This window comes from Paraburkholderia sp. RL17-383-BIF-A (assembly GCF_046028015.1).
In the GTDB taxonomy this organism is placed as follows: Bacteria; Pseudomonadota; Gammaproteobacteria; order Burkholderiales; family Burkholderiaceae; genus Paraburkholderia.
The window spans coordinates 206,354-225,883 of record NZ_JARESR010000011.1 but is presented as its reverse complement, the minus strand read 5'-3'; the positions used below and the strand labels follow the sequence as shown (position 1 = coordinate 225,883).

Here is a 19,530-nt window from a genome sequence, read left to right as displayed (position 1 = left end):
GTCATTCGGCGGCGCCGCCACGGTCACCGCACGTTCGAGGCACGCTCACCCCACGTTCAACGCGCCACGAGCAGGCTCTCCGCAAAGCCCCATTCTTCTTCGACCCATTGATGGCTGCAGACGAAGCCGGCGTCGTCTGCAATCGCGGGCATTTCTTCCGCGCGATATTTGTGGCTGCTCTCGGTCCAGATCGTTTCGCCCGCTTTGAGCGATACCGTCAATTGCGCCGCGCCCACGTGCGCGGTGATATCGCGCTTCGCACGCAGGTGCATTTCGATGCTGCGCGCGTCCGGGTTGAAGCGCGCGACGTGCTCGAACGCGTCGAGCGGAAAGTCACCGTCGAGTTCGCGATTGATCCGCGCCAGCAGGTTCAGATTGAACGATGCGGTCACGCCGATCGAGTCGTCGTAGGCGGCGACCAATACGGGCGTCGGCTTGATCAGATCTGTACCGAGCAGCAACGCATCGCCGGGCGCGAGCATGTTGCGGATGTCGCGCAGGAAACGCGTCGCCGCGAGTCTGCCGAAATTACCGATCGTACTGCCAAGAAACAGTACGAGTAACCGTTCGTCCGCCGCGCGTTGTTTGCTCACTTCGGCGAGACCTGCCAGATAGTCCCGTTCATAGCCGACGATCGAAATACGCTCGATGTCGCCGAGTTCGCGCCTGCACAACTGCAATGCACTGCGCGAAATTTCAATCGGGCAGTAAGACGTGGGGCGCTTTTTACACAGCGCTTCCAGAATGCGCCGTGTTTTACGGCCGCTTCCGCTGCCGAGTTCGGCGACGGTCACGTCATGCGGCAGATGCGCGACGATGTCGGCCGCGTGCTTCGCGAGCAGACGTTCTTCGGCGCGGGTCACGCCGTATTCCGGCAACACGGTAATCACTTCGAACAGTGCGGAGCCCACTTCGTCGTACAGATATTTCGACGGCAACTCTTTCTGAGGCGTATGGGTGAGGCCTGCGCGAACGTCGGCGGCGAAGGCGGAGCGTAGGTCGGGTGATGCGTCGTGCGATAGGGCTGGCTGCGTCATGCTGTCTCCAGTAGTCACATTCGATGAATCACATTCGATGAGGGATGCTGTTGCCGGGGGCGGCGGCACGCGTGGTGAGACGCGAGTTCAGGCGTGCCGTGGAGGGGAAGGGCGGGCATGGTCCGTGAGACTGCCACTGCCGGCCCGGCTCATGGCTGCTGCGTATGCTGTCCCCGAAAGGACGTTCTGCGAGGCATTGCCAACGACGCTGCAACAACGTCGCAAGACTTCTTAGCAAGTTTCGCGCTTGAGCCGCTTTGCGCGGGATCGCGAGCGATGTTGCCGGTGAAAAAGCCCGGCTGTTCCAGCCGCGCGTGAAGTTATGTTCTAGTGCACCGACGCGCAATGCGCACGGAATAATTGCAGCCTGCCGACAGAAGCTGGCCGATTTCCAAACAGATACCCGTCTAGAATGCCGGCTTGCGTCGTATTAAAAGATAAAAAACGCAGTGTCTGTTTCGCGCTGCCCGCTTGTGAGACTTCAGTTCCAATGACACCGACAAACGCCGCACGGCCAGATGCCGCGCCGCAATCCCAGCTATTCGCGCACATACGTTTATCTGCGGCGAGCGCCGAAGCGCCCACACGATGGAGCGCCCGATGAACCAGTATGACCCAAAGCGCGGTATCGCGTTGTCGGTCTGCGCGTCAACCATGTTCGCATTACTCTCCGCTTACGCAACACTGCTCGCGCCGCTGAACGGCCTCGATATTTTCGCGTGGCGCATTGTATGGACCGTGCCCGGCGCGCTATTGCTGGTCGCTTTGCGCAAGCGTCTGCCGATTCTGCGGCAGCTTCTTTACCGCATGGTGACGGAGCCGGCACTCGGCGTGGCGATGATCGTGAGCGCGGCGTTGCTCGGCGCGCAATTGTGGGTGTTTCTATGGGCGCCGCTGCATGGCCGGATGCTCGAAGTGTCGCTCGGCTATTTCCTGTTGCCGCTGGTGATGGTGCTTGTTGGGCGCTTTCATTATCACGAGCGGCTGGATGGTTTGCAGTGGCTGGCGGTGGTGTGCGCAGCGGTGGGCGTCGGCCATGAACTGTGGGTGACGGGCGCCTTCTCGTGGCCGACCTTGCTGGTCGCGATAGGCTATCCGCCGTATTTCGTGTTGCGCCGCAAAATCAATCAGGATTCGCTTGCCATGTTCACCGTGGAGATGGCGCTGTTGTTGCCCGTGGCGGTCGTTCAGGTGTTGAGCAGCGCTTCGCTGACGCTGATCTCCGGACGTCTCGCGATGTGGTGTCTCTTGCTGCCCGGTCTCGGCGCGCTGAGCACCATTGCGCTGGCTTCGTATCTGAAGGCGAGCCGCCTGTTGCCGGTCGCGTTGTTCGGCATTCTCGGCTATGTCGAACCGGTGCTGCTCGTGCTGGTCTCGATCACGTTGCTTGGCGAAACGCTCAGCGCCGCACAGTTGGCCACCTACGTCCCGATCTGGATCGCGGTTGCGTTGACGGCATTGCATAGCGTGCGCCTCGTTCGCTTCGCGCCTGGCTGAGCCGGGCGATCCGCATAGAGCATGCAGTCCACGAATCCGGCGGCGCGCTTTAGTGATGTGCCGCCGTACGGTCCGCATTGATGCGCGTCGGGCCGACTTGCGCCTCGATCGCTTCGCGTAGCGCGGGCCGCCAACCGAAGCCGAACAACGCTTCCGCGAGAACGAACAGCGGTCCGATCAGCAGCCCGATCACATCGTCGACAAAGGCCGGCTTGCGATGCTCGTAGGCGACATGGCCGATGAACTGAAACACCCAACCGACCAGAAAAAGCCCGACGCCGATCACGAGCCACGTCAGCGTGGATTGCGCCGCGCTCCAGCGACCAAATGCGACGCACAGTGCGGACACGATCGCCATCAGCAGGCCGAGCGGCACGTCGAGCACGAGGTAGTAGAGCGTTGCCGCGATGAACAATACCCATGCCGGCGATAACGTCAGCGGCAGCGCGCCGATCGCAAAAGCGGGCCGGCTCAACAACACGGCCAACGCAAGCACAATCATCGGAATGCCGATGAAATGCGTGGCGATGTTGCGCCGGTCACGATGGTAGGCCGCGTATTGCGTCAGCTGTTGCGTCAGCGTTCTCATGGATCCCGCTCCCTGGTTAAAGTCAGCATAATCGCGGGCAGCGGAATTTGAAACCATCGGGTAGCCGACAATCGGCCACGGAAGCCGTTCTATGACTGCGATTTTTCCATCGAATGAGCTGGTCGCGCTGCTCGAGCGCAGCGCGTGGTTTCGCTCGGCGCCGGCTCCCATGCGTGCGCAGTTGGTCGACGTAGGGCGTGTCGAGCACCTCGCCGGCGGTCAGCGGCTCTTTACTCGCGGCGATTCCGACGACGGCCTCTATTGCGTGCTCGATGGCCTCGTGAGAATCGGTGCAGCGAGTTCGGCGGGCAAGGAGGCCTTGCTCGCCGTTATCGAGCCAGTGAACTGGTTCGGCGAGATCGCGCTGTTCGACAATCGGCCGCGAACCCACGATGCGTATGCCGAGCGCGATTCCGCGCTGTTTCATGTGCCACGCGCCGCGCTCGCCGCGCTGCTCGAAAGCTCGCCCGCTTATTGGCATGTGTTCGGCCTGCTGTTGACACAAAAGCTGCGGCTTGCCTTCGACGCGATAGAAGAGGCCGCGTTGCTGCCCGCCGCGCAGCGCGTGGCGCGCCGTCTGTTATTGATGGCCGGCGGCTACGGCGAGCCCGGCGCATTGCGGCGCGTGCTCAAAGTCCCGCAAGAAGATCTCGCGATGATGCTGGCGCTGTCCCGGCAAACCATCAACCAGGTATTGAAGCAATTCGAAACGCAAGGCGCGCTGAAGCTCGGTTATGCGGAAATCGAAATTACCGACGTGCAGAAGCTGGGTGTTCTGGCGGAGCTGAATCTGCCTGCGGATTGACGGCTGAGCGTTTGTTCTCGCCTGCTTGCGCCCTGCGCGATAGACGACACGCCGACCAAACGCCGAGCAAACGCCGAGCAAACGCCGACGCATCTTTATAAGCATTTTACGGCGCGCGCCTATTTCTATTGCGATTCGCTATATCCAGCCCGGTAAGGTCGAGGCATCCCGGTCAGGAAGCGAAAATATGCATGGAGTTAGCGCTCTGCAAGGTGTGTCACGACAACGAAAAGCCGACCGTTACGCGGTACGCGGCCTGACGAGCATGCTTGCAGCGATTGTCTTCACGTTGGCTAATGCCGCGCATGCCGCCGGCGCCGATATCGCTGCCGATGCGCAGCCGATTGCATCCGCTGCTCCGATCCTCGCGAGCGATGCCACGCTGGAAGCCAGTTTGCCGACTCTGGGCGATATCACCGCCATGTTGCGCGCACAGTTTCGTGTGGCGCCGACAGAGTCGTTGAAGATTGCCCGCGCAGTGCTCGCCGAAGCGGACCGCCACGCCATTTCTCCCATCCTGCTGCTTGCCGTGATGGCGGTCGAGTCGAGCTTCGATCGCTATGCGGTCAGCGTCGCGGGCGCGCGAGGACTCATGCAAATCCTGCCTGCGGCTCACCCGCAATTGATTGCAGGCGCGGCCGATCTATCCGATCCGGCCATCAACGTGCGGATCGGTTCGACCATCTTGCGCCGCTACCTCGACGAAAGCGGCGGCGATCTCGATGCCGCCTTGCTGCGCTACAGCGGCGGAGGCCGCGGCTATGCGCGGCGCGTGGTATTGCGTATGCAGCGTTTCGACGCAAGCCTGCGCCGCGAATGAACGACTCATTCGCGGCGGTGTGGCGAGATCGAACTGCGAACCGGCTAGTTCACCACGCCGGCAAATTCGGCGCGCAGATCCTGTAGCCGGTCGCGCGCGGTGCTCAGACGCTCGACGAGTTGCGCCGATGCACGCGAGATCGGCATGCGTGTTTCGTCGCTGATCGAATGGTCGAAAGCCAGCATGGCCTTGATGGCGGACGGATTGGGCGTGGCGAACAGGAGCCGCAAAACCGGCAGCAAACTCGCGAACAGATTGCGCGCTTCCACGTCGTGCTCGGCCCGCAGCAGATCCTGAAACGCGACCAGCAGGTCGGCGCAGACATGCGCGCTCGCCAGAATGCCACCTGTTCCGCCGTGATGCAGACAGTCGTCCAAGGCTTCGTCGGTGCCGCACAGGACGTTGATCGGCAGCGTGCTCAACTGGCTGAAATGCTCCTTCACGCACTCCTTGATCGCGACGATGTTGCCGCACTCGATGAGTCGCGCGACGGTATCCGGCGCGATCGTCACGCCGGTCCGGTGCGGCACGTTGTATAGCACGATCGGGCGCTCGGTCGCGCCCGCGGCCTGCTCGAAGTGCCACTGCACGCCCGCTTGATCCGGGCACACGTAGGACGGCGCGGAGACCAGATAGCCCGCGCAATCCCAGCGCTCGTAGCGCTGAATATCGTGCAGGACATCGCGCGTGTTCGAGCCGCCGACGCCGATCAGCATCGGCAAACGGGAGCGGACTACTTCGCTTAAGGCCTGTAATACCGTCAGACGCTCGGCGTCCTGTAACAACGCGGCTTCGCCGGTGGTGCTCAACGCGACAATGCCGGCGATCCCGGTGCGCAAGTAGTAGTCTGCGAGGCGCTGCAATGCGTCGATATCGACTTCGCCGTTACGCAGCGGCGTGACGATGGGCAACCAGATACCTGAGAACATGATCAGCGCACCTTTGCGGCCGCGCTGCGGCGCTTCAAAGGTCCGATCATCGCGGCGGGAAGCGTCGAGATAAGCGTGTGCAGTGTGAAGTCGAGGTCGTCGAAGGCGATGTCGAGTTGTACGCGGATTTCCTCGCGCATGGCCTCAGTGGCGACGACGTAGACACCGAGCGGAGAATGAAGCAGGACGCGAAGTTGGGTGCCAGGCAGTTCGCCTGAACGGTGAGGCAGGGTCACCTGGAAGCGAACGCGAGCCGCGGGAAACGGAATGACATTGTTGCGTTGAACGCGTGCCTCGTTGAAGGGCTGCGCGGCGAAGCTACGAATTGTTTGTGTGAGAGCCATGTCATGCGGCGTTCGTCGACGCCATGGTTGATCAAGACAGTTCGAGATTAGACTTCCGCAGGTAAACGCAGTGCAAAAATTGAGGCGTCCGCTGAAAAAATCATGCGGGCGCTATGCCGGTTCGCTCGCTGTGCGAGCACTCGCAGCTCGAACGCGCATAAAAAAAGGCGAGTCATATGACTCGCCCTCCCTGAACGGCACAGTTCGGCTTCGATTACCTGCACATGCCTGGCCGGTGCGTGCCGAAACCGATCACGTGTTATTGCGTTTTTGTCGTGTCGGTTTTAGCGCCGTCGGCTTTTGCCGGGGCATTGCTGGCCTCTTTCGTGCTCTCCGTTTTAGTCTTCGCTGCGCTCGTGTCTGCTGCGGCTTTCTTGGTGGTCTTGTGGGCTTTCGCCGTGTGATGCGCGGAGGTCTTCTTCACATGCGCTTTGGGCGTGGCTTTGGCCGGCGCTTTCGTTGCCGCTGCGCTTTCATTTGTCGCGCCGGTTTGCACGGCGGTGCTCGCCTTCAGATTCGCCTGGCCGGCGGGTTGCGTTTGCGCGGGCTGCGCAGTTTGCGTGCTGGACGGTGCGGCCGTTTGAGCAAAAGCGGTCGACACGAGCAGAGCGGAAGCGAGAGCGGCGAAAAGCGTCTTCATGGTTTAACTCCTGGTTTAACCGGTTGATTCTTGTGTCGCGGCTGAAATGTTTCAGCGCTGCCGGTTTAACGTTGACGGGAGGACAGGAGTTGACGACGTTGTAGTGACAAAACGTAACCGCTGAAACATATTGGGGATCCCGAAGCAGTTTCGGCGGTTCGGCTTGCGCCTTGGCGGCAAGTTGGAAACGGGCGTGTTAGCACCCAGGGCCTTACCTGTATTGTGATATAGGAGTTTTTGCCAGCGGAATATCATCTGCCCTCCATGTCACAATCGGGCGGGCTGGCTATCGCTAGAGTGGCCTGATTTCCCATCTAACTCGTGCGAAACACCAGATGAACCAGTCACTCAAACTCGCGCTGCGGCGCACGCAGGATCCGGCGTTTCTGCATGGCTACTTCTCCGGCGTCGGCTTGAACATGGGCGCTGGGCGCGATTCTGATTTCGACTACGCAGGTCTTTTTCCCTGCATCGAACAACTAATCGCCTGGAACGTGAATGAGCGTGACGTTATCCATATGGACGACGCGCCGGCCGATGTATTTGATTTTGTTCATTCGGATTGCCTTGGGCGTTTCGCCAATCCTCAGCAAGTGCTCGCCAGGTGGCTCGAACTCATCAAGCCCGGCGGTTATCTGATTTTGACGTTGCCGGCCGATCCTCGCGTCGAAGAAAGAATATTGCCGATCCTGACGGATGTCGATCACGAACGCATCTTCACCCTGGATCGGCCTGACGCGGCGATCGCGGGTTCCGTGAATGTGCTCGACCTGGTGAACGATGCTTCGGCCGTTTCATCGTGCGAACGCATGTGCCTGCTCCGCGAGTTCGACGAGAATAGGCAAGAGGAGTCGGCGGACAGACAGCATCAAGCGGCCGCGTACGCGATAGAAATCGTGCTGCGCAAGCGCGATGTGCCTCCACTCTTCAATCTGGTCACTGCCATGCCCGGTGCGCGAACCGATTCGGCCATGCTTGACCTTTGCCACGCAACGCTAAGGCTGTATCCGTATCGATTCCAGACCTACTTCCACATCAACTTCGAACTGGTGCGTCGAGGCCTTTGCGATCAACTGGAGGACCTGTGGGACGAAAGCGTCCGACGGCTCCCGAACGAACGCTTGCCTCGGCTCTTCAATGCGCTGATGCTGATTGCTCTCGGCAAACTTACCGAGGGTTTTCGTCGACGTGAGGCGCTGTTCGACGGCGCGGATTGGCGAGGCCGGACCACCGTGGCGCCGCCGGCTTACGCAAACTGGTGTGGCGAGTCGCTCGAAGGCAAATCGATCGTTATCTGGAGCGAATTCGGTCTGGGCGACGAGATTTTCTTTTTTCGGTTTGCGCGGATTTTTCGCGAGCGCCACGGCGCGGCGCGGGTGACGGTGGTGTGTCAGGCGCCGCTCGTCGAATTGTTCAGGGCCTCAGGCGAGGCCGCGGCGATCTGCTCCGTCGAAGATGCGCCGCAACTGCCGCTTCATGACTATTGGGTTTATCCGCATGCGATTCCGGTGTGGGCGTCTCTTCACGTCGATCATTTGCCGGATGTCGTGCCGTATCTGCGGGCAGGCGCCGAGCACGTACCGATCGTCTTGCCGGGCAACCTGCGGGCGTTGAAAGTCGGCGTGATCTTCAAAGGTGCGCCGACGCACGAGAACGATGCTGCCAGGTCGCTGCCGTCGCTCAGCTGTCTTGATCCACTCTTCGCGCTCGACGACGTGGAGTTCTACATCATGCAGAAAGGACAAGGCGAAGACGAAGCCGCCGACTACGCCGTGCGCTTGCGCAACGTGCATGATCTCGGGCCTCGTCTTCGTTCATTTGGCGATGCGGCAAAAATGATGGACGCGTTGGACCTGATCATTAGCGTGGACACATCGGCGGCCAATCTGGCTGGCGCGATGGGTCGGCCGCTGTGGCTAATGTTGCCCATGCTGGGCGACTGGAGATGGCACCTCGAACGGGAAGACAGTCCGTGGTTTCCCTCTGCCCGCCTGTTTCGGGAAAAAGGCAGAGGGTGGCCTGAGGTCGTGGAGCGAATTCGCCGGGCTTTGATCGAACTGCGGAACACACGATGATGGCCGGCCGCTCGCACGAAGACAATGCATCTCGCCGCACGCCGCTTATCGGCGCCTTACGTGACTAGTTGAACGGGTTCTGCACGACGCCGGGTTTCGCATCCGGCTCGTCCTTGACCTTCGCGGGCAAATTGCTCTGTGCCTGCAAGCTGGTCACGATCGCATCCACCGCGTCTTTCAGTGCCAACGCCGCCTTCAATCCGCGCTGATCCTGCGTCAACTCCAGCGTGCCGTTCAGCACGATGCGCGTCGTGCCGTTGCTCACCGTTAGCGCATCGCCCTGAATGTTGAGCACGTCGTCGTCGTTCGAATAGGGTTTAAACACCTTTCAGTCCTCCCGGTCGTTGATCTTTCAGGCTTTCCGGAATGCCCGGAAAACGGATGCCCGATGCCGCTTCGAGTTCGTGAATCGTCTTGATGTCGTAACGGTTGGTGGAGACATTGTCCACCACTACGGCGAACGCCATTTGCCGCGAAGGCACATAGACCACCTTGAACAACTGCGTCGGCACGAACACGCGCGTCGGTCCGATGGTCTGCAACTGCTGGCCGTTGAAGATCGGGCCGGTGACGACATAGGTGTCGTCGTACTGTACGGCGATCTTGCGCACCGAGGTTTCAATGCGCGCCCACAAACGCTGATTGTTCTCGCGATTTTGCGGCACGATGTTGGCGAGCGAGAACGATTGTGCCATCGCCTCCTGATTCCAGCGATTGCCGGCCGGGCTCATGTGGCCACGATCGAACCCGCTGCGCTTATAGTCCGCCAGCGTGGCGCCTTCGCCATCCGGCAAGCGCGCGTCTTCGAAAAACTTGTTGGTGCGCACCATGTCTTTGGCGGCTTCGATATGGTCGCGCGTGAGATGCTCGGCGGACCACAACGGACCGTGCGTGATGCCCGAATGCAAAACCGCGAAATCGCTGTAGCAAAGCATGCGCGTTTTCGGGGCCATCTTCTGATTGCTCAGAACAGGCCATTGCGCATTCGGCGTGAATTGGGTGCAGGAGGGCGCTGCGCTGGCATGAGCGGCAACAGCGAACAGCAGACAGGCAAACCACTTCTTCATGTGTCAGTCAGTCGAGGGATGGGGGCGCAAGTATAGCGTTGCGAACCCGTCTCGCGCGACGTGAAATGGACGAACGGCGCAGAGAAGGACAACGCATTCACGCGCTCCGCGCCGCAATGAAAACGATGCCGGCATGAGGCGCGCACGAAGCGCCTCCACTGCGCGCCGCACAAAAAAAAATGGGCCGCTTTGCAGCGACCCTAACGCGTGGATTTCCAACTCTACGCACGCAAACTTAAGACGGCCTTAAATCTGCTCGAGACGAAAGTTGCAAAAAGAGTCGGCGTGCGAACGCACGTGCGAATTCCTCCGTGCGCAAGCAAAATGCCGCGCACGCGGAAAGTTCGACCGATAAAAAATGAGTGCTGAAACCTAATTGCCGAACACGCTGTTCTCGGCGCGGACCGTCTGACGGTCCACCGCTTGCAGACGCCAGAAACCGCTGGTCGGCGCGCGCGTGGGCAGTGCGGTCCATGCCGCGGCGCCTTGCGCGGCGCTCACGCGTTGCTTGCGGTCCACGTGCAAGCCGCGCAGCGTACACAGCGGCGCATCCGTGCTGGGCGCACAGAGAGTCGTCACGCCGTTGTCGTCGCGTAGCTCGCCCCACGGGGGGAGATCGATCCCTTGGTGTGCTTCTCTCGACCACCGGTGTTCTTCGGTATCGAGCCATAGCACAGCATAGTCGTGGTTGACGGTGGGATCGGAACCGTTGATGAGGATGGTCAGTCGCATGGCGGGTTCCGTACAAAGTGCGAAGTTGTGCTTTACCAGTCTACGCCGCAACGAGTGTTATGCAAGGCAAAACGTATGACGATCGGGCACGAAAAAACGGACGTGTAATGGGGACGGTTGTACGATAGCCGCGTCGTGTTGAATCTCGCGGAGGCGCGCCATGCCGCATCGATTTCTGCAATGCATGTTGATGGCGGGATGCCTGGGCGCGACGGCCGCCGTCAGCGCCGCGGCGGATAGCGCGCCGTTCGCCGCACCGGCGCCGATTGTCTATGTGGCCGACTTCGAACTGGATGTCGCGAACGTAACGCCGGACAGCGGACCGGGCCAACGCGTGCGCCGGCTGCGCGGCTTGCTGCCGAGCGGACCGGGGCCGATGGGACAGGACAAGAATCCGCAGGACCACGCCAAACACATCGTGAACGAAATGGCGGACGCGCTGACGGACGATCTGAGAAAGGCTGGCGTCGACGCGCGTCGTAGTACGCCGGGTCAGCCGTTGCCGACTGTTGGTTGGCAGGTGCGCGGCGTGTTTCTGAGCGTCGACGACGGCAATCGCCTCAGGCGTGCGATGGTGGGTTTGGGCGCCGGCCAGAACGACATCCAGGTGGCGGTGTCGTGCGACAGCCTCGGCGCGGCTGACCTGCCTCCGCTCTATCAGGCCGTCGACGAAGCCGACAGCAAAGGCATGCCGGGCGCGGCCATCAAACTGAATCCCTACGTGATCGCCGCCAAGTTCGTGATGGCGAGCGGCGACGAGAAAAAAACGATCAGCAAGACGGCTCAGCAGATTTCAGATGCGGTGACCGCCAAACTGCATGGCGCCGCTCAACCGCAGCCGCAATCGCAGCCGCAACCGCAATCGCAGTGATTCGCTCTGAAACGCCTGCGGCGCGGCCACAGGCGTTATCACTCTCCAATGTTCAAGCCAGATCCAGCGTACCCGTCAGATCCCCTAACGGCGCGAGTCCGTTGCTCGCGAATGCCCGATCGCGCGCCGCCACGCCGTCGAGCGGCGCGAGGCCATGCACGCGGCTGATCAGTCGAAGAATCGAATTCGTGTCGTACACCGTGTGGTCGACGTAACCCTTCTTCGCCAGCGGCGATATCACCAATGCGGGAATCCGCGAGCCCGGACCCCAGCGGTCGCCCTTCGGCGGCGAGACCGGATCCCACCAGCCGCCGTTCTCGTCGACGGTGACGACCACGACCGTATTCGCCCACTGCGGGCCGCGCCGAATATGCTCGATCACCGTCGCGATGTGGCGGTCGCCCGATTGGACGTCCGCGTAGCCGGCGTGCATGTTCAGGTCGCCTTGCGGCTTGTAGAACGTGACGGCGGGCAATCGCCCTGCGTCGATATCCGCGATCAGACGGTTGGTCGACGCGTCATTGCCGAGACCGCCGTCGCGCAGATACCGGCGGCGCGCCGCCGTGCCCGGCGCGTAATTGGCGAAGTAGTTGAACGGCTGATGGTGATACTGGAAGTCGGGCACCGCGCCGGTGTCCTGATGCTCCAGCGCGTACTGCCATGCACCGCTGTACCACGCCCAGTCGACACCTTTGTCCGTCAGCCGGTCGCCGATCGTCGCGTAATGCTGCGGCGGCAGCACGCGCGGATTCGACTGATCCGCGAAGGCCGGATTGCCGCCTTCGGCCGGCCGCACGTTGCTCGGCTGATACGGCGGCGCCATGGTGTTGACGGCGTAGCCGTCGGCGGTGAACGCGCCGTCGTTGACGAACTTCGGCGGGCCGTCGAGTGCGGAAGAGGGCGAGTCCTCCGCCTGCTTCAGCCGCGTGCCGGTCGGATCACTGCCTTCGACCACCGACACCATCTTGCTGGCCGGGCTGTTCTGAATGTCGGGATAGAACGGCGCCTGCGCCGAGATCAGAAAGATGTGGTTCAGCCACGAGCCGCCGAAGGCCGCCATAAAGAAGTTGTCGCACAGCGTGTACTGCTGCGCGAGGTTCCACAGACGCAGCGTGTCGGCGGAATTGCGGTAGTGCCCCATCACCAGACCGCCGGAATCGCCCCACGCGGCGAACTGGTTGTTGCGGCCGGCGTTGATCTGCATCTGATTCTGATAGAAGCGATGCACCAGGTCGCGCGTGATCACGCCGGTGGGCAGCGGCGCCCCGTGCGCGTCAGCGATATGGAACGGGCGGTTGTGCAGGTCGACGATATCCTTCTGGCCGATCATGTAGCGCTTGCCGTCCACTTCCTGCGCTTGCGGCACGAGGCCGCCCCAGATCGCCGGCAAGCGCGGCAGCGGCGTCTTGCCATCGCGGTCGAGTTGCAGATAGCGCTCGGCGCTCACCGCATCGAGAGGATGCTGGACGCCGGGGAAATTGCCGTACAGGTTGGCGAAGCTGCGGTTCTCCGCGTAAATCACCACGATGTGCTTGACCTGATCGTGCAGCGCGGCGTCGAGGCGCAGGTCGGCGGCGCTGCGCGGTGCGCCGTTGTTCGACATGCTCTGGTCGGTTTTGCAGCCCGTAAGCGCCAGTCCGAGACCGACCGCCGCGAGGCCGGTCAGGACGCGGCGGCGGTCTGGGTCGTCGGGCGCGTCGGGGGTGTTGTCGGCGTTGCCGGCGTGCGGCGGCAGGGTGGAGTCGTGATCAGTCATCGCTGGGTTTCGAAGTGGCTGTGACGGGCGCTCAAGCTCCGCGCGGCGCCGCATGCGCGCGGCGTCGTTTGCAGATTCGAAGCGGGCGGAACAGGCAGGCTAAGGCAGCCGGCGCTTTACACGCCAGCTGTTATGCGTTGCGTCCACGGCAAGCAGAAGCCAATGCCGGACGTCGACGGGATGACGCTTTTGCGTGGCATAGCGGTCCACCAGCAATTCGAGTTCGTCGAGCGTTCGCCGATGGCAGGTGGCGTTGGCGCCGGAACCGTCGGCGAATTCGACGACCGCCGCCGCCGCCCGCGCCTGCTCGGGCAAGTGCGCGATGCGCACCGCGCAGCCCGGATAAAGGTGCGAGTCGGCAACCTGAATCTGAATGGAATCGGACATGGGTGCGGCCTCCGAACGCTTGAGCTGAGCGAATGCGCGGCAGTGAGGCTTCGCGCAGTGGACCGGTTCAAAGCATAGCACCGCGTTAAATCGTGGCGGTGCGGCAAAAGGCATGGTTAACCACGATTTTCGGGCACGATCCCGAACACGAGCCCGCGCATCACGAGCGCTTTGCGAGCGTCGACGATCGAACGGCTCGCGGCGAGGCAGTCGCGTAAGAAATAATGAAGGCAGTGGGGCGCGCGGCGGCACGCGCTATCATGCTGATCTGACCTTGATGAACAGTAGAAACGGCAGCCAAGATGGCAAAAGAAGAGCAGACAGGAGCGGGACGCAAGCACGCAAAGGCACGCGGCACGGCAGCCTCGATTTCGCACGACGACGTGTCGTCGCCGGCCCGGTTGGACGCCGCCGAATCCCCGGATGCCACCGACGAAGACAGCGCCGGCGGATCGACATATCTCGTGCCTGGCCTCGAACGCGGCCTGCGCATTCTTGCGGAATTCAGCGCGCGTGAGCCGGTGCTCGGCGCACCGGAATTGTCCAAGCGTATCGGCATTCCGCGCACCACCACGTTCCGCCTATTGCAGACGCTCGAAGCGCTCGGCTTTCTGGAGCGCGTCAACGGTGACCGCTATTTCCGCCTGAGCGTTGCGGTATTGCGCCTCGGCTTTGAATATCTGAGCTCACTCGAATTGACCGATGTCGGCACGCCGATTCTCGAACGCCTGCGCGACGCCACGGGTTTGAGCACGCATCTGCTGATCCGCGATCAGCGCGACGTGGTGTTCGTCGCCAAGGCACAAACCCATGCGCCGATGTTCAGTTCGGTGAAGGTCCATGTCGGCACGCGTTTGCCCGCTCATGCGACGGTGCACGGTCAGGTGTTGATGGGCGATCTGAGCTTCGAGGAGTTGCGCCAGTTGTACCCCGAGCCGGAGCTCGAGCGTTTCACCGAGCGCACGCCGGCCACCGTGGAAGAACTGTATGGGAGAGTGCGCGAAAGCGCGGCGCTCGGTTATGCGTTGAGCGAAGCGTCGTTCGAGCGCGGTATTTCAGTGGTGAGCGCGCCGGTGCGCGACCAGAGCGGCAAGATCGTGGCCGCGCTGACCGTCACCATTCCGCGTTCGGATATCGGCGAAGCCGAAGAGCGCGAGCCGCTCATCATTGCGGTTTGCCAGGCGGCGCTCGAACTCTCCGAGCGGCTCAGCTATCGGCCGCGTCCGGACGATCCGACCGCGGCTCAGGCGCGCCGCAAGCCGGTGGCGGCGAGCTGATTGCGTTTGCGCATTCACTTCGCCATAAGTCCGGCTGCGTTCACAGCCGGACTGCCTGCCTCACAGCCTCATCAAGCCATCAGAACGAGTGGTGAATGCCGGTCAGGATAATCGTCTGATTCCTGCCACTCGACACACCCGCCGTAAAGAACGCCGCATCCGTGTTGGACCCCGCGCGTTCGTACAGCGCATTCACGTACAGTTGCGTCGACTTGGACAGCGCATAGATATCGCCGATTTCGAATTGCGTCCAGCGGTGGCCCGCCAACGTCGTCGTGGCTGCCCCGCCGGCTACCGTGTTGAACGGCGTGAACTGATAGTTCGCGCCGACATCGTAGCTCTGGTAAGTGTCCGAATGCCCCGCCGATTCCAGCTTCACGCGCGTGTACAGACCGTGCACCAGCAGCTTGCCGAACTGGTATGACGCGCCCGCACCCATGTTTTCCACTTTGTCTGCGGTGTAATTGGCTGCGGCCACGCCCTGGAAGTTGGTGATGCCCGTCGTGACGATCGACGGCGTGCGATTGTGCTCGTTCGCATACGTCGCGCCGGCCTTGAACGGACCGTTCGCATAGCTAAGCGCAAAGCTCAGTGTCTTGCCGGTCGAGAAGTTGGTCGTGTTGCCAAGACCCATCATCGCGCCGACCTGGAAGCCGTTGAAACTCGCCGAGCGGAATTTCACCGAATTGTCGAACGGCACCACGCCCGTGTCGGCCAGTTCGTCGATATTGCCCGGGTGGAACGCGTACCAGCTCGCAGCCAGATAAGCGGTGCTCAGCGGACCCAGCACGTCGAAGCTGAACGGCGTCTGATGACCGAGCGTCACCGTGCCGACCGTGTCGGAGCTCAAACCGACAAACGCCTGCCGATTGAATAGCACACCGGATTTAGCGAACGCGCCGGTGTTCGTATAAAAGCCGTTTTCCAACTGGAAGACCGTCTTCAGCCCGCCGCCCAGATCTTCCACACCCTTCAGGCCCCAGCGGTCGGGCTGCATGTTGCCTTGTTCTTCCATCCATTTCGAATGGCCGCCTACATTGCTGACATACGCAATACCGGCATCCAGGCTGCCGTATAGCGTCACGCTGCTCTGCGCCCATGCGCCTGTCGTTGCGCAGATTGCCGTCAAGCCGGCCGCAATGATGTGCTTCACCGTTGGTTCTCCTGATCACGCGACGAAAGCTCTCGCCCGATTCGTCGCCCCTGATCCTTGCATTGGGGTTGAATGCAGTTCTGGGTTTATGCGCCAAAACTGTTACGCTTTATGTTCCACCTATGGGCGTCTGTATCGCCTATGGAAAAGTATAGTGAGTCTGGAAGTGGTCAAAATAAATTTTCGGACCCCGTACAAACCCGCATGCGGGCTGTGGGTCTCGTCTGAAAATATGGCTCGAACCTAAGCCCCCAAAGGCTCGCGGAGCGCCAGAGGCATTCGCGCCGGTTCGCGCAATATTGTGTTGCGCACGCCACACTCGGTGTTTTCCCCTACCAGTCCAGATTTTTATTTTTTCTCTTCGAAGCCGCTCCTATAATTATCCATACACGAACTGACGTTCCTTAGGTGGAACATTAGGCCTCAGGAGAAGGTGAGAAATGACTGAACAATGGCGCTGCGCCGGCCATGCCGGCGACCTGTCCGACGATGCTCCGCTCGAGTTCAAGCTCGACGGCACGGAAATCGGCATCTACAAGGTGGGCGATGCGCTGTACGCGCTGGAAAACGTCTGCCCCCATGCGTACGCGTTGCTGACGCAGGGCTTTATCGACGGCGACACCGTGGAGTGCCCGCTGCACGAAGCCGTGTTCCATATCCCGACCGGCAAATGCTTGAAAGAGCCCGGTGGCCGTGACCTGAAGATGTACTCGGTACGTCTCGCCGGCGAAGAAATCCAGATCAAGGTGGAATGACATGCGAGAGCAAATCGTGAACTTCAATCCGTTCCTGAAGCCGTGGCTGGCGCCGCAGCCGAACAACGTCGCAGGCAAGGGCGTGATCGAGAAGCCGGGCGAGAGCGAAAACTTCATCTGGCAAACGCGCAAGGCCGAGCCGACCCAGTACGAAAACGACTTCGGCGACGCACTCGAAAAAGTTTTCGAAGCCGGCGCGATGGAGTTGCAGGAAGTGGTCGACGGCTTGAACCGCGTCGGCTTCCGCACGCCGGAAGGCAATACGTGGGACGCCGACCGCCTCGCCGCCGAATTCCGCCTGCTCGCCGAATAAGCGCGCTTTCCCGAACACGATTTATCGCACCCGTACCCGGAGTCTCTTCATGACGTCCCCCAATCCAACGCAAGGCGCGGCCGACCCGATCCAGTCGTATTTGAACAAAGGCCTGCGTAACTACTGGTATCCCGTCGCGCCGAGCTGGCAAGTCGGCGACGCGCCAGTCGGCATCACGCGCCTGGGCGACCAGATCGTCCTGTGGCGCGACAAGGAAGGCAAAGTCCGTGCGCTCGAAGACCGCTGCCCGCACCGCGGCGCGCGTCTGTCGCTCGGCTGGAACCTCGGAGGCAGCGTCGCGTGCTGGTATCACGGCATTGAAGTCGACGGCGGCGGCACGGTCACCAAAGTGCCGGCGGTGTCGAACTGCCCGCTGGAAGGCCAGAAGTGCGTGAAGTCGTATCCGGTCGAAGAGCATGCCGGAGCGATCTTTCTGTGGTTCGGCGATGAAGCGCATAAGGAACCCGCGCCGCTCGTGCTGCCGGAAGAACTGGTCGGTGAGGAATACGCGAGCTTCCTGTGCATGTCGCACTGGAAGTGCAATTACCAGTACGCGATCGACAACGTGATGGACCCGATGCACGGCGCGTATCTGCACGCGACCTCGCACTCGATGGCCGAAGGCGACAAGCAGGCCGACATGCGTGTGCGCAAGACCGAAACCGGACTGATGTTCGAAAAGGTCGGCCAGCGCGACGTGAACTTCGACTGGGTGGAACTCGGCGAAACAGGCACGCTGTGGATGCGCCTCGCGATTCCGTACAAGAAGAAGTTCGGCCCGGGCGGCAACTTCGGGATCATCGGCTTCGCCGTTCCCGTCGACGAAGACAACTGCCAGGTCTATTTCTGGCGCACGCGCAAGGTGCAAGGCTGGCAGCGCGACGCATGGCGTTTCATGTATCGCAACCGTCTGGAAGGTCTGCATTGGGCCGTGCTCGAGCAAGACCGCTACGTGCTGGAAAGCATGGCGCCGAATGCGCGCGATCACGAGTTTCTGTATCAGCACGATGTCGGCATGACGCGTGTGCGCCGCATGTTGCGTCAGCGTGCCCAGCAGCATTTCGCCGATCTGGACGCGCATCGCACGCAAGCGGCAAGCGCTGCGCCGGCCTCGGCAGAAGCGAGTCACAGCCATGCATAACGATGCGTCCGCAGCGCTCAACGGCCGGCGCGTCCTCGTGACGGGCGGCGCGCGTGGTCTCGGCGCGGCGTTCGTCCGCTCGCTGGTGCAAGCCGGCGCGAGCGTGGTGTTCGGCGACGTCTTGCATGAAGAGGGCCGCGCGCTCGCGGCGTCGCTCGCCGGACAAGGTCATGCGGTTACCTATGTGCCGCTCGATCTCGCCGACCCCGCGAGCATCAAGCAATTCGCGGAGCAAGGCGCGGCGCAACTCGGCGGCATCGACGCACTGATCAACAACGCGGCCATCACCAACTCCGGCGGCAAGTTCGCCGACGAGTTGTCTGTCGAGACGTGGGACGCCGTGATGAACGTCAACGTGCGCGGCACCTGGTTGATGAGCACGGCAGCGCTGCCTTATCTGCGCGACTCGGGCCGCGGCAGCATCGTCAACATTGCCTCGGACACGGCGATGTGGGGCGCGCCGAAGCTGCTCGCCTATGTCGCCAGCAAGGGCGCGGTGATTTCGATGACCCGCTCGCTCGCGCGCGAATTCGGCGCACACCAGATCACGGTCAACGCAATTGCGCCGGGCCTGACCGAAGTCGAAGCCACTGCGTACGTGCCCGCCGAGCGTCACCAGTATTACCTGCAAGGCCGCGCGCTCACGCGCGCACAAGTGCCCGACGACGTCACCGGGCCGGTGCTGTTCCTGTTGTGCGATGCCGCGCGCTTCGTGACCGGCCAATTGCTGCCGGTCAACGGCGGCTTCGTGATGAATTGATCTTGTCGAATCGAAAGGAGAAAGAGATGGCGGACGCCGATATCGAACGCAAATCGTGGGAACAACCCGCGGACGCGAGCTTTGCCCAATGGCTGGACAGCCGCGTCGCGCGTCTGGAAACGCGTCGCTATGACTGGGACGCACTGAAGTTCCAGGCCGACTACGACCCGAAGTATCGCCGCGCGCAAATGCGCTATGTCGGCACGGGCGGCACGGGTGTCGCGAAAGACATGAATACGGTGCCCGCTGGCGGCTTCACATTCTCGACCATGGTGATCCCGGCCGGCAACATCGGCCCGAGCCATATTCATATGGATGTCGAAGAAATTTTCTTCGTGCTGCGCGGCAAGATGAAGGTGATCTGCGAGAAAGACGGTCAAACGTGGGAAGCCGTGCTGGGCGAACGCGATCTGATTTCGGTGCCGCCGGGCGTGTATCGCACGGAAATCAACATTGGTGAAGAAGACGCGTTGATGTGCGTGATGCTCGGTTCGCCGAAGCCGATTACGCCGACGTATCCGCCGGATTCGCCGCTGGCCAAGCTCAAGCGCTAACCGAGCGCCACGCCGCCGCCTCAAGTTC

At 61.7% G+C, this 19,530-nt stretch carries 22 protein-coding genes; 11 read left to right on the top strand and 11 right to left on the bottom strand.

Translation table 11 applies throughout. The features are described 5' to 3' along the window. Positions 1 to 56: 56 nt before the first annotated feature. Positions 57 to 1,037 carry an L-histidine N(alpha)-methyltransferase gene (gene egtD, locus P0D71_RS15925; RefSeq protein WP_091805416.1) on the bottom strand — a complete coding sequence of 327 codons (981 nt, stop codon included), beginning with the start codon at positions 1,035 to 1,037 and terminating at the stop codon, positions 57 to 59. 600 nt (positions 1,038 to 1,637) lie between these two features. Here egtD and rarD point away from each other — a divergent pair. Continuing rightward, complete coding sequence (rarD, locus tag P0D71_RS15920; protein WP_408480915.1) at positions 1,638 to 2,534, top strand: EamA family transporter RarD; 897 nt, start codon at positions 1,638 to 1,640, stop codon at positions 2,532 to 2,534. A gap of 49 nt (positions 2,535 to 2,583) precedes the next feature. On the opposite strand, the gene P0D71_RS15915 is transcribed toward rarD, so the two are convergent. Continuing rightward, on the bottom strand, positions 2,584 to 3,123 hold the full coding sequence (locus P0D71_RS15915) for an Mpo1 family 2-hydroxy fatty acid dioxygenase (RefSeq protein ID WP_408480913.1): 540 nt from the start codon (positions 3,121 to 3,123) through the stop codon (positions 2,584 to 2,586). 91 nt (positions 3,124 to 3,214) lie between these two features. Here P0D71_RS15915 and P0D71_RS15910 point away from each other — a divergent pair, with 91 nt between their 5' ends. Continuing rightward, positions 3,215 to 3,928 carry a Crp/Fnr family transcriptional regulator gene (locus P0D71_RS15910; RefSeq protein WP_091805425.1) on the top strand — a complete coding sequence of 238 codons (714 nt, stop codon included), beginning with the start codon at positions 3,215 to 3,217 and terminating at the stop codon, positions 3,926 to 3,928. 265 nt (positions 3,929 to 4,193) lie between these two features. After that, complete coding sequence (locus P0D71_RS15905) at positions 4,194 to 4,748, top strand: transglycosylase SLT domain-containing protein (protein WP_408480911.1); 555 nt, start codon at positions 4,194 to 4,196, stop codon at positions 4,746 to 4,748. Positions 4,749 to 4,792: 44 nt separating this feature from the next. Here P0D71_RS15905 and P0D71_RS15900 read toward each other — a convergent pair whose 3' ends face one another. The 3 genes from P0D71_RS15900 to P0D71_RS15890 all read right to left on the bottom strand — a co-directional run bounded on the left by P0D71_RS15900 (position 4,793) and on the right by P0D71_RS15890 (position 6,661). Next, the gene (locus tag P0D71_RS15900; protein WP_408480910.1) at positions 4,793 to 5,677 is read right to left on the bottom strand and encodes a 4-hydroxy-tetrahydrodipicolinate synthase family protein; all 885 of its coding nucleotides are present in this window, start codon (positions 5,675 to 5,677) and stop codon (positions 4,793 to 4,795) included. 2 nt (positions 5,678 to 5,679) lie between these two features. After that, positions 5,680 to 6,021: a hypothetical protein gene (locus P0D71_RS15895; protein ID WP_091805430.1), complete on the bottom strand. Its 342-nt coding sequence runs from the start codon at positions 6,019 to 6,021 to the stop codon at positions 5,680 to 5,682. Positions 6,022 to 6,280: 259 nt separating this feature from the next. Beyond that, positions 6,281 to 6,661 (bottom strand): hypothetical protein, encoded by a 381-nt coding sequence (locus P0D71_RS15890; protein WP_408480908.1) that lies wholly within the window; start codon positions 6,659 to 6,661, stop codon positions 6,281 to 6,283. Between the two features lie 335 nt (positions 6,662 to 6,996). Between P0D71_RS15890 and P0D71_RS15885 the strand changes: the two genes are divergently transcribed. Then, positions 6,997 to 8,736: a class I SAM-dependent methyltransferase gene (locus P0D71_RS15885; protein WP_408480907.1), complete on the top strand. Its 1,740-nt coding sequence runs from the start codon at positions 6,997 to 6,999 to the stop codon at positions 8,734 to 8,736. A gap of 64 nt (positions 8,737 to 8,800) precedes the next feature. Here the strand turns inward: P0D71_RS15885 and P0D71_RS15880 are convergent, their stop codons facing one another. The 3 genes from P0D71_RS15880 to P0D71_RS15870 all read right to left on the bottom strand — a co-directional run bounded on the left by P0D71_RS15880 (position 8,801) and on the right by P0D71_RS15870 (position 10,535). Beyond that, positions 8,801 to 9,061, bottom strand: a complete 261-nt coding sequence (locus P0D71_RS15880; RefSeq protein ID WP_408294748.1) for a hypothetical protein — start codon at positions 9,059 to 9,061, stop codon at positions 8,801 to 8,803. Beyond that, entirely contained in the window at positions 9,054 to 9,803 is a 750-nt protein-coding gene (locus P0D71_RS15875; RefSeq protein ID WP_091805442.1) for a DNA/RNA non-specific endonuclease, read from the bottom strand. Before P0D71_RS15875 ends, P0D71_RS15880 begins: the two co-directional genes overlap by 8 nt. Positions 9,804 to 10,175: 372 nt before the next feature. Further along, positions 10,176 to 10,535: a DUF3564 domain-containing protein gene (locus P0D71_RS15870; protein ID WP_091805444.1), complete on the bottom strand. Its 360-nt coding sequence runs from the start codon at positions 10,533 to 10,535 to the stop codon at positions 10,176 to 10,178. Between the two features lie 160 nt (positions 10,536 to 10,695). Between P0D71_RS15870 and P0D71_RS15865 the strand changes: the two genes are divergently transcribed. Continuing rightward, complete coding sequence (locus P0D71_RS15865) at positions 10,696 to 11,406, top strand: DUF4410 domain-containing protein (RefSeq protein ID WP_408468056.1); 711 nt, start codon at positions 10,696 to 10,698, stop codon at positions 11,404 to 11,406. A gap of 52 nt (positions 11,407 to 11,458) precedes the next feature. Here the strand turns inward: P0D71_RS15865 and P0D71_RS15860 are convergent, their stop codons facing one another. Next, positions 11,459 to 13,162: an acid phosphatase gene (locus P0D71_RS15860; RefSeq protein ID WP_408480906.1), complete on the bottom strand. Its 1,704-nt coding sequence runs from the start codon at positions 13,160 to 13,162 to the stop codon at positions 11,459 to 11,461. A gap of 99 nt (positions 13,163 to 13,261) precedes the next feature. Next, positions 13,262 to 13,549 (bottom strand): hypothetical protein, encoded by a 288-nt coding sequence (locus P0D71_RS15855; RefSeq protein WP_091805453.1) that lies wholly within the window; start codon positions 13,547 to 13,549, stop codon positions 13,262 to 13,264. 302 nt (positions 13,550 to 13,851) lie between these two features. On the opposite strand from P0D71_RS15855, the gene P0D71_RS15850 reads away from it, so the two are divergent. Next, positions 13,852 to 14,826: an IclR family transcriptional regulator gene (locus P0D71_RS15850; protein WP_091805457.1), complete on the top strand. Its 975-nt coding sequence runs from the start codon at positions 13,852 to 13,854 to the stop codon at positions 14,824 to 14,826. A 79-nt stretch (positions 14,827 to 14,905) separates the two neighbouring features. Here P0D71_RS15850 and P0D71_RS15845 read toward each other — a convergent pair whose 3' ends face one another. Next, positions 14,906 to 15,979 (bottom strand): porin, encoded by a 1,074-nt coding sequence (locus tag P0D71_RS15845; RefSeq protein ID WP_408294760.1) that lies wholly within the window; start codon positions 15,977 to 15,979, stop codon positions 14,906 to 14,908. A gap of 440 nt (positions 15,980 to 16,419) precedes the next feature. Between P0D71_RS15845 and P0D71_RS15840 the strand changes: the two genes are divergently transcribed. The 5 genes from P0D71_RS15840 to P0D71_RS15820 are packed head-to-tail and all read left to right on the top strand — an operon-like array spanning position 16,420 to position 19,502. Continuing rightward, a complete protein-coding gene (locus tag P0D71_RS15840) occupies positions 16,420 to 16,734 on the top strand; it encodes a non-heme iron oxygenase ferredoxin subunit (RefSeq protein WP_091805463.1) in 315 nt (104 codons plus the stop codon). Position 16,735: 1 nt separating this feature from the next. After that, positions 16,736 to 17,047, top strand: a complete 312-nt coding sequence (locus tag P0D71_RS15835; protein ID WP_091805466.1) for a recombinase-like helix-turn-helix domain-containing protein — start codon at positions 16,736 to 16,738, stop codon at positions 17,045 to 17,047. A 49-nt stretch (positions 17,048 to 17,096) separates the two neighbouring features. Next, positions 17,097 to 18,188, top strand: coding sequence for an aromatic ring-hydroxylating dioxygenase subunit alpha (locus P0D71_RS15830; RefSeq protein WP_408294765.1), 1,092 nt, complete (start codon positions 17,097 to 17,099; stop codon positions 18,186 to 18,188). Beyond that, positions 18,181 to 18,948, top strand: a complete 768-nt coding sequence (locus P0D71_RS15825; protein ID WP_408480904.1) for an SDR family oxidoreductase — start codon at positions 18,181 to 18,183, stop codon at positions 18,946 to 18,948. Before P0D71_RS15830 ends, P0D71_RS15825 begins: the two co-directional genes overlap by 8 nt. Before the next feature lie 26 nt (positions 18,949 to 18,974). After that, a complete protein-coding gene (locus P0D71_RS15820) occupies positions 18,975 to 19,502 on the top strand; it encodes a cupin domain-containing protein (RefSeq protein ID WP_091805477.1) in 528 nt (175 codons plus the stop codon). The last annotated feature ends 28 nt before the right edge of the window (positions 19,503 to 19,530 follow it).

Coding starts and splice junctions, on each gene's coding strand:
- P0D71_RS15860 (WP_408480906.1), bottom strand. CDS start 13,162: ATGACTGATCACGACTCCACCCTGCCGCCGCACGCCGGCAACGCCGAC.
- P0D71_RS15850 (WP_091805457.1), top strand. CDS start 13,852: ATGGCAAAAGAAGAGCAGACAGGAGCGGGACGCAAGCACGCAAAGGCA.
- P0D71_RS15865 (WP_408468056.1), top strand. CDS start 10,696: ATGCCGCATCGATTTCTGCAATGCATGTTGATGGCGGGATGCCTGGGC.
- P0D71_RS15890 (WP_408480908.1), bottom strand. CDS start 6,661: ATGAAGACGCTTTTCGCCGCTCTCGCTTCCGCTCTGCTCGTGTCGACC.
- P0D71_RS15915 (WP_408480913.1), bottom strand. CDS start 3,123: ATGAGAACGCTGACGCAACAGCTGACGCAATACGCGGCCTACCATCGT.
- P0D71_RS15835 (WP_091805466.1), top strand. CDS start 16,736: ATGCGAGAGCAAATCGTGAACTTCAATCCGTTCCTGAAGCCGTGGCTG.
- P0D71_RS15895 (WP_091805430.1), bottom strand. CDS start 6,021: ATGGCTCTCACACAAACAATTCGTAGCTTCGCCGCGCAGCCCTTCAAC.
- egtD (WP_091805416.1), bottom strand. CDS start 1,037: ATGACGCAGCCAGCCCTATCGCACGACGCATCACCCGACCTACGCTCC.
- rarD (WP_408480915.1), top strand. CDS start 1,638: ATGAACCAGTATGACCCAAAGCGCGGTATCGCGTTGTCGGTCTGCGCG.
- P0D71_RS15885 (WP_408480907.1), top strand. CDS start 6,997: ATGAACCAGTCACTCAAACTCGCGCTGCGGCGCACGCAGGATCCGGCG.
- P0D71_RS15875 (WP_091805442.1), bottom strand. CDS start 9,803: ATGAAGAAGTGGTTTGCCTGTCTGCTGTTCGCTGTTGCCGCTCATGCC.
- P0D71_RS15840 (WP_091805463.1), top strand. CDS start 16,420: ATGACTGAACAATGGCGCTGCGCCGGCCATGCCGGCGACCTGTCCGAC.
- P0D71_RS15910 (WP_091805425.1), top strand. CDS start 3,215: ATGACTGCGATTTTTCCATCGAATGAGCTGGTCGCGCTGCTCGAGCGC.
- P0D71_RS15820 (WP_091805477.1), top strand. CDS start 18,975: ATGGCGGACGCCGATATCGAACGCAAATCGTGGGAACAACCCGCGGAC.
- P0D71_RS15905 (WP_408480911.1), top strand. CDS start 4,194: ATGCTTGCAGCGATTGTCTTCACGTTGGCTAATGCCGCGCATGCCGCC.
- P0D71_RS15900 (WP_408480910.1), bottom strand. CDS start 5,677: ATGTTCTCAGGTATCTGGTTGCCCATCGTCACGCCGCTGCGTAACGGC.
- P0D71_RS15855 (WP_091805453.1), bottom strand. CDS start 13,549: ATGTCCGATTCCATTCAGATTCAGGTTGCCGACTCGCACCTTTATCCG.
- P0D71_RS15870 (WP_091805444.1), bottom strand. CDS start 10,535: ATGCGACTGACCATCCTCATCAACGGTTCCGATCCCACCGTCAACCAC.
- P0D71_RS15830 (WP_408294765.1), top strand. CDS start 17,097: ATGACGTCCCCCAATCCAACGCAAGGCGCGGCCGACCCGATCCAGTCG.
- P0D71_RS15825 (WP_408480904.1), top strand. CDS start 18,181: ATGCATAACGATGCGTCCGCAGCGCTCAACGGCCGGCGCGTCCTCGTG.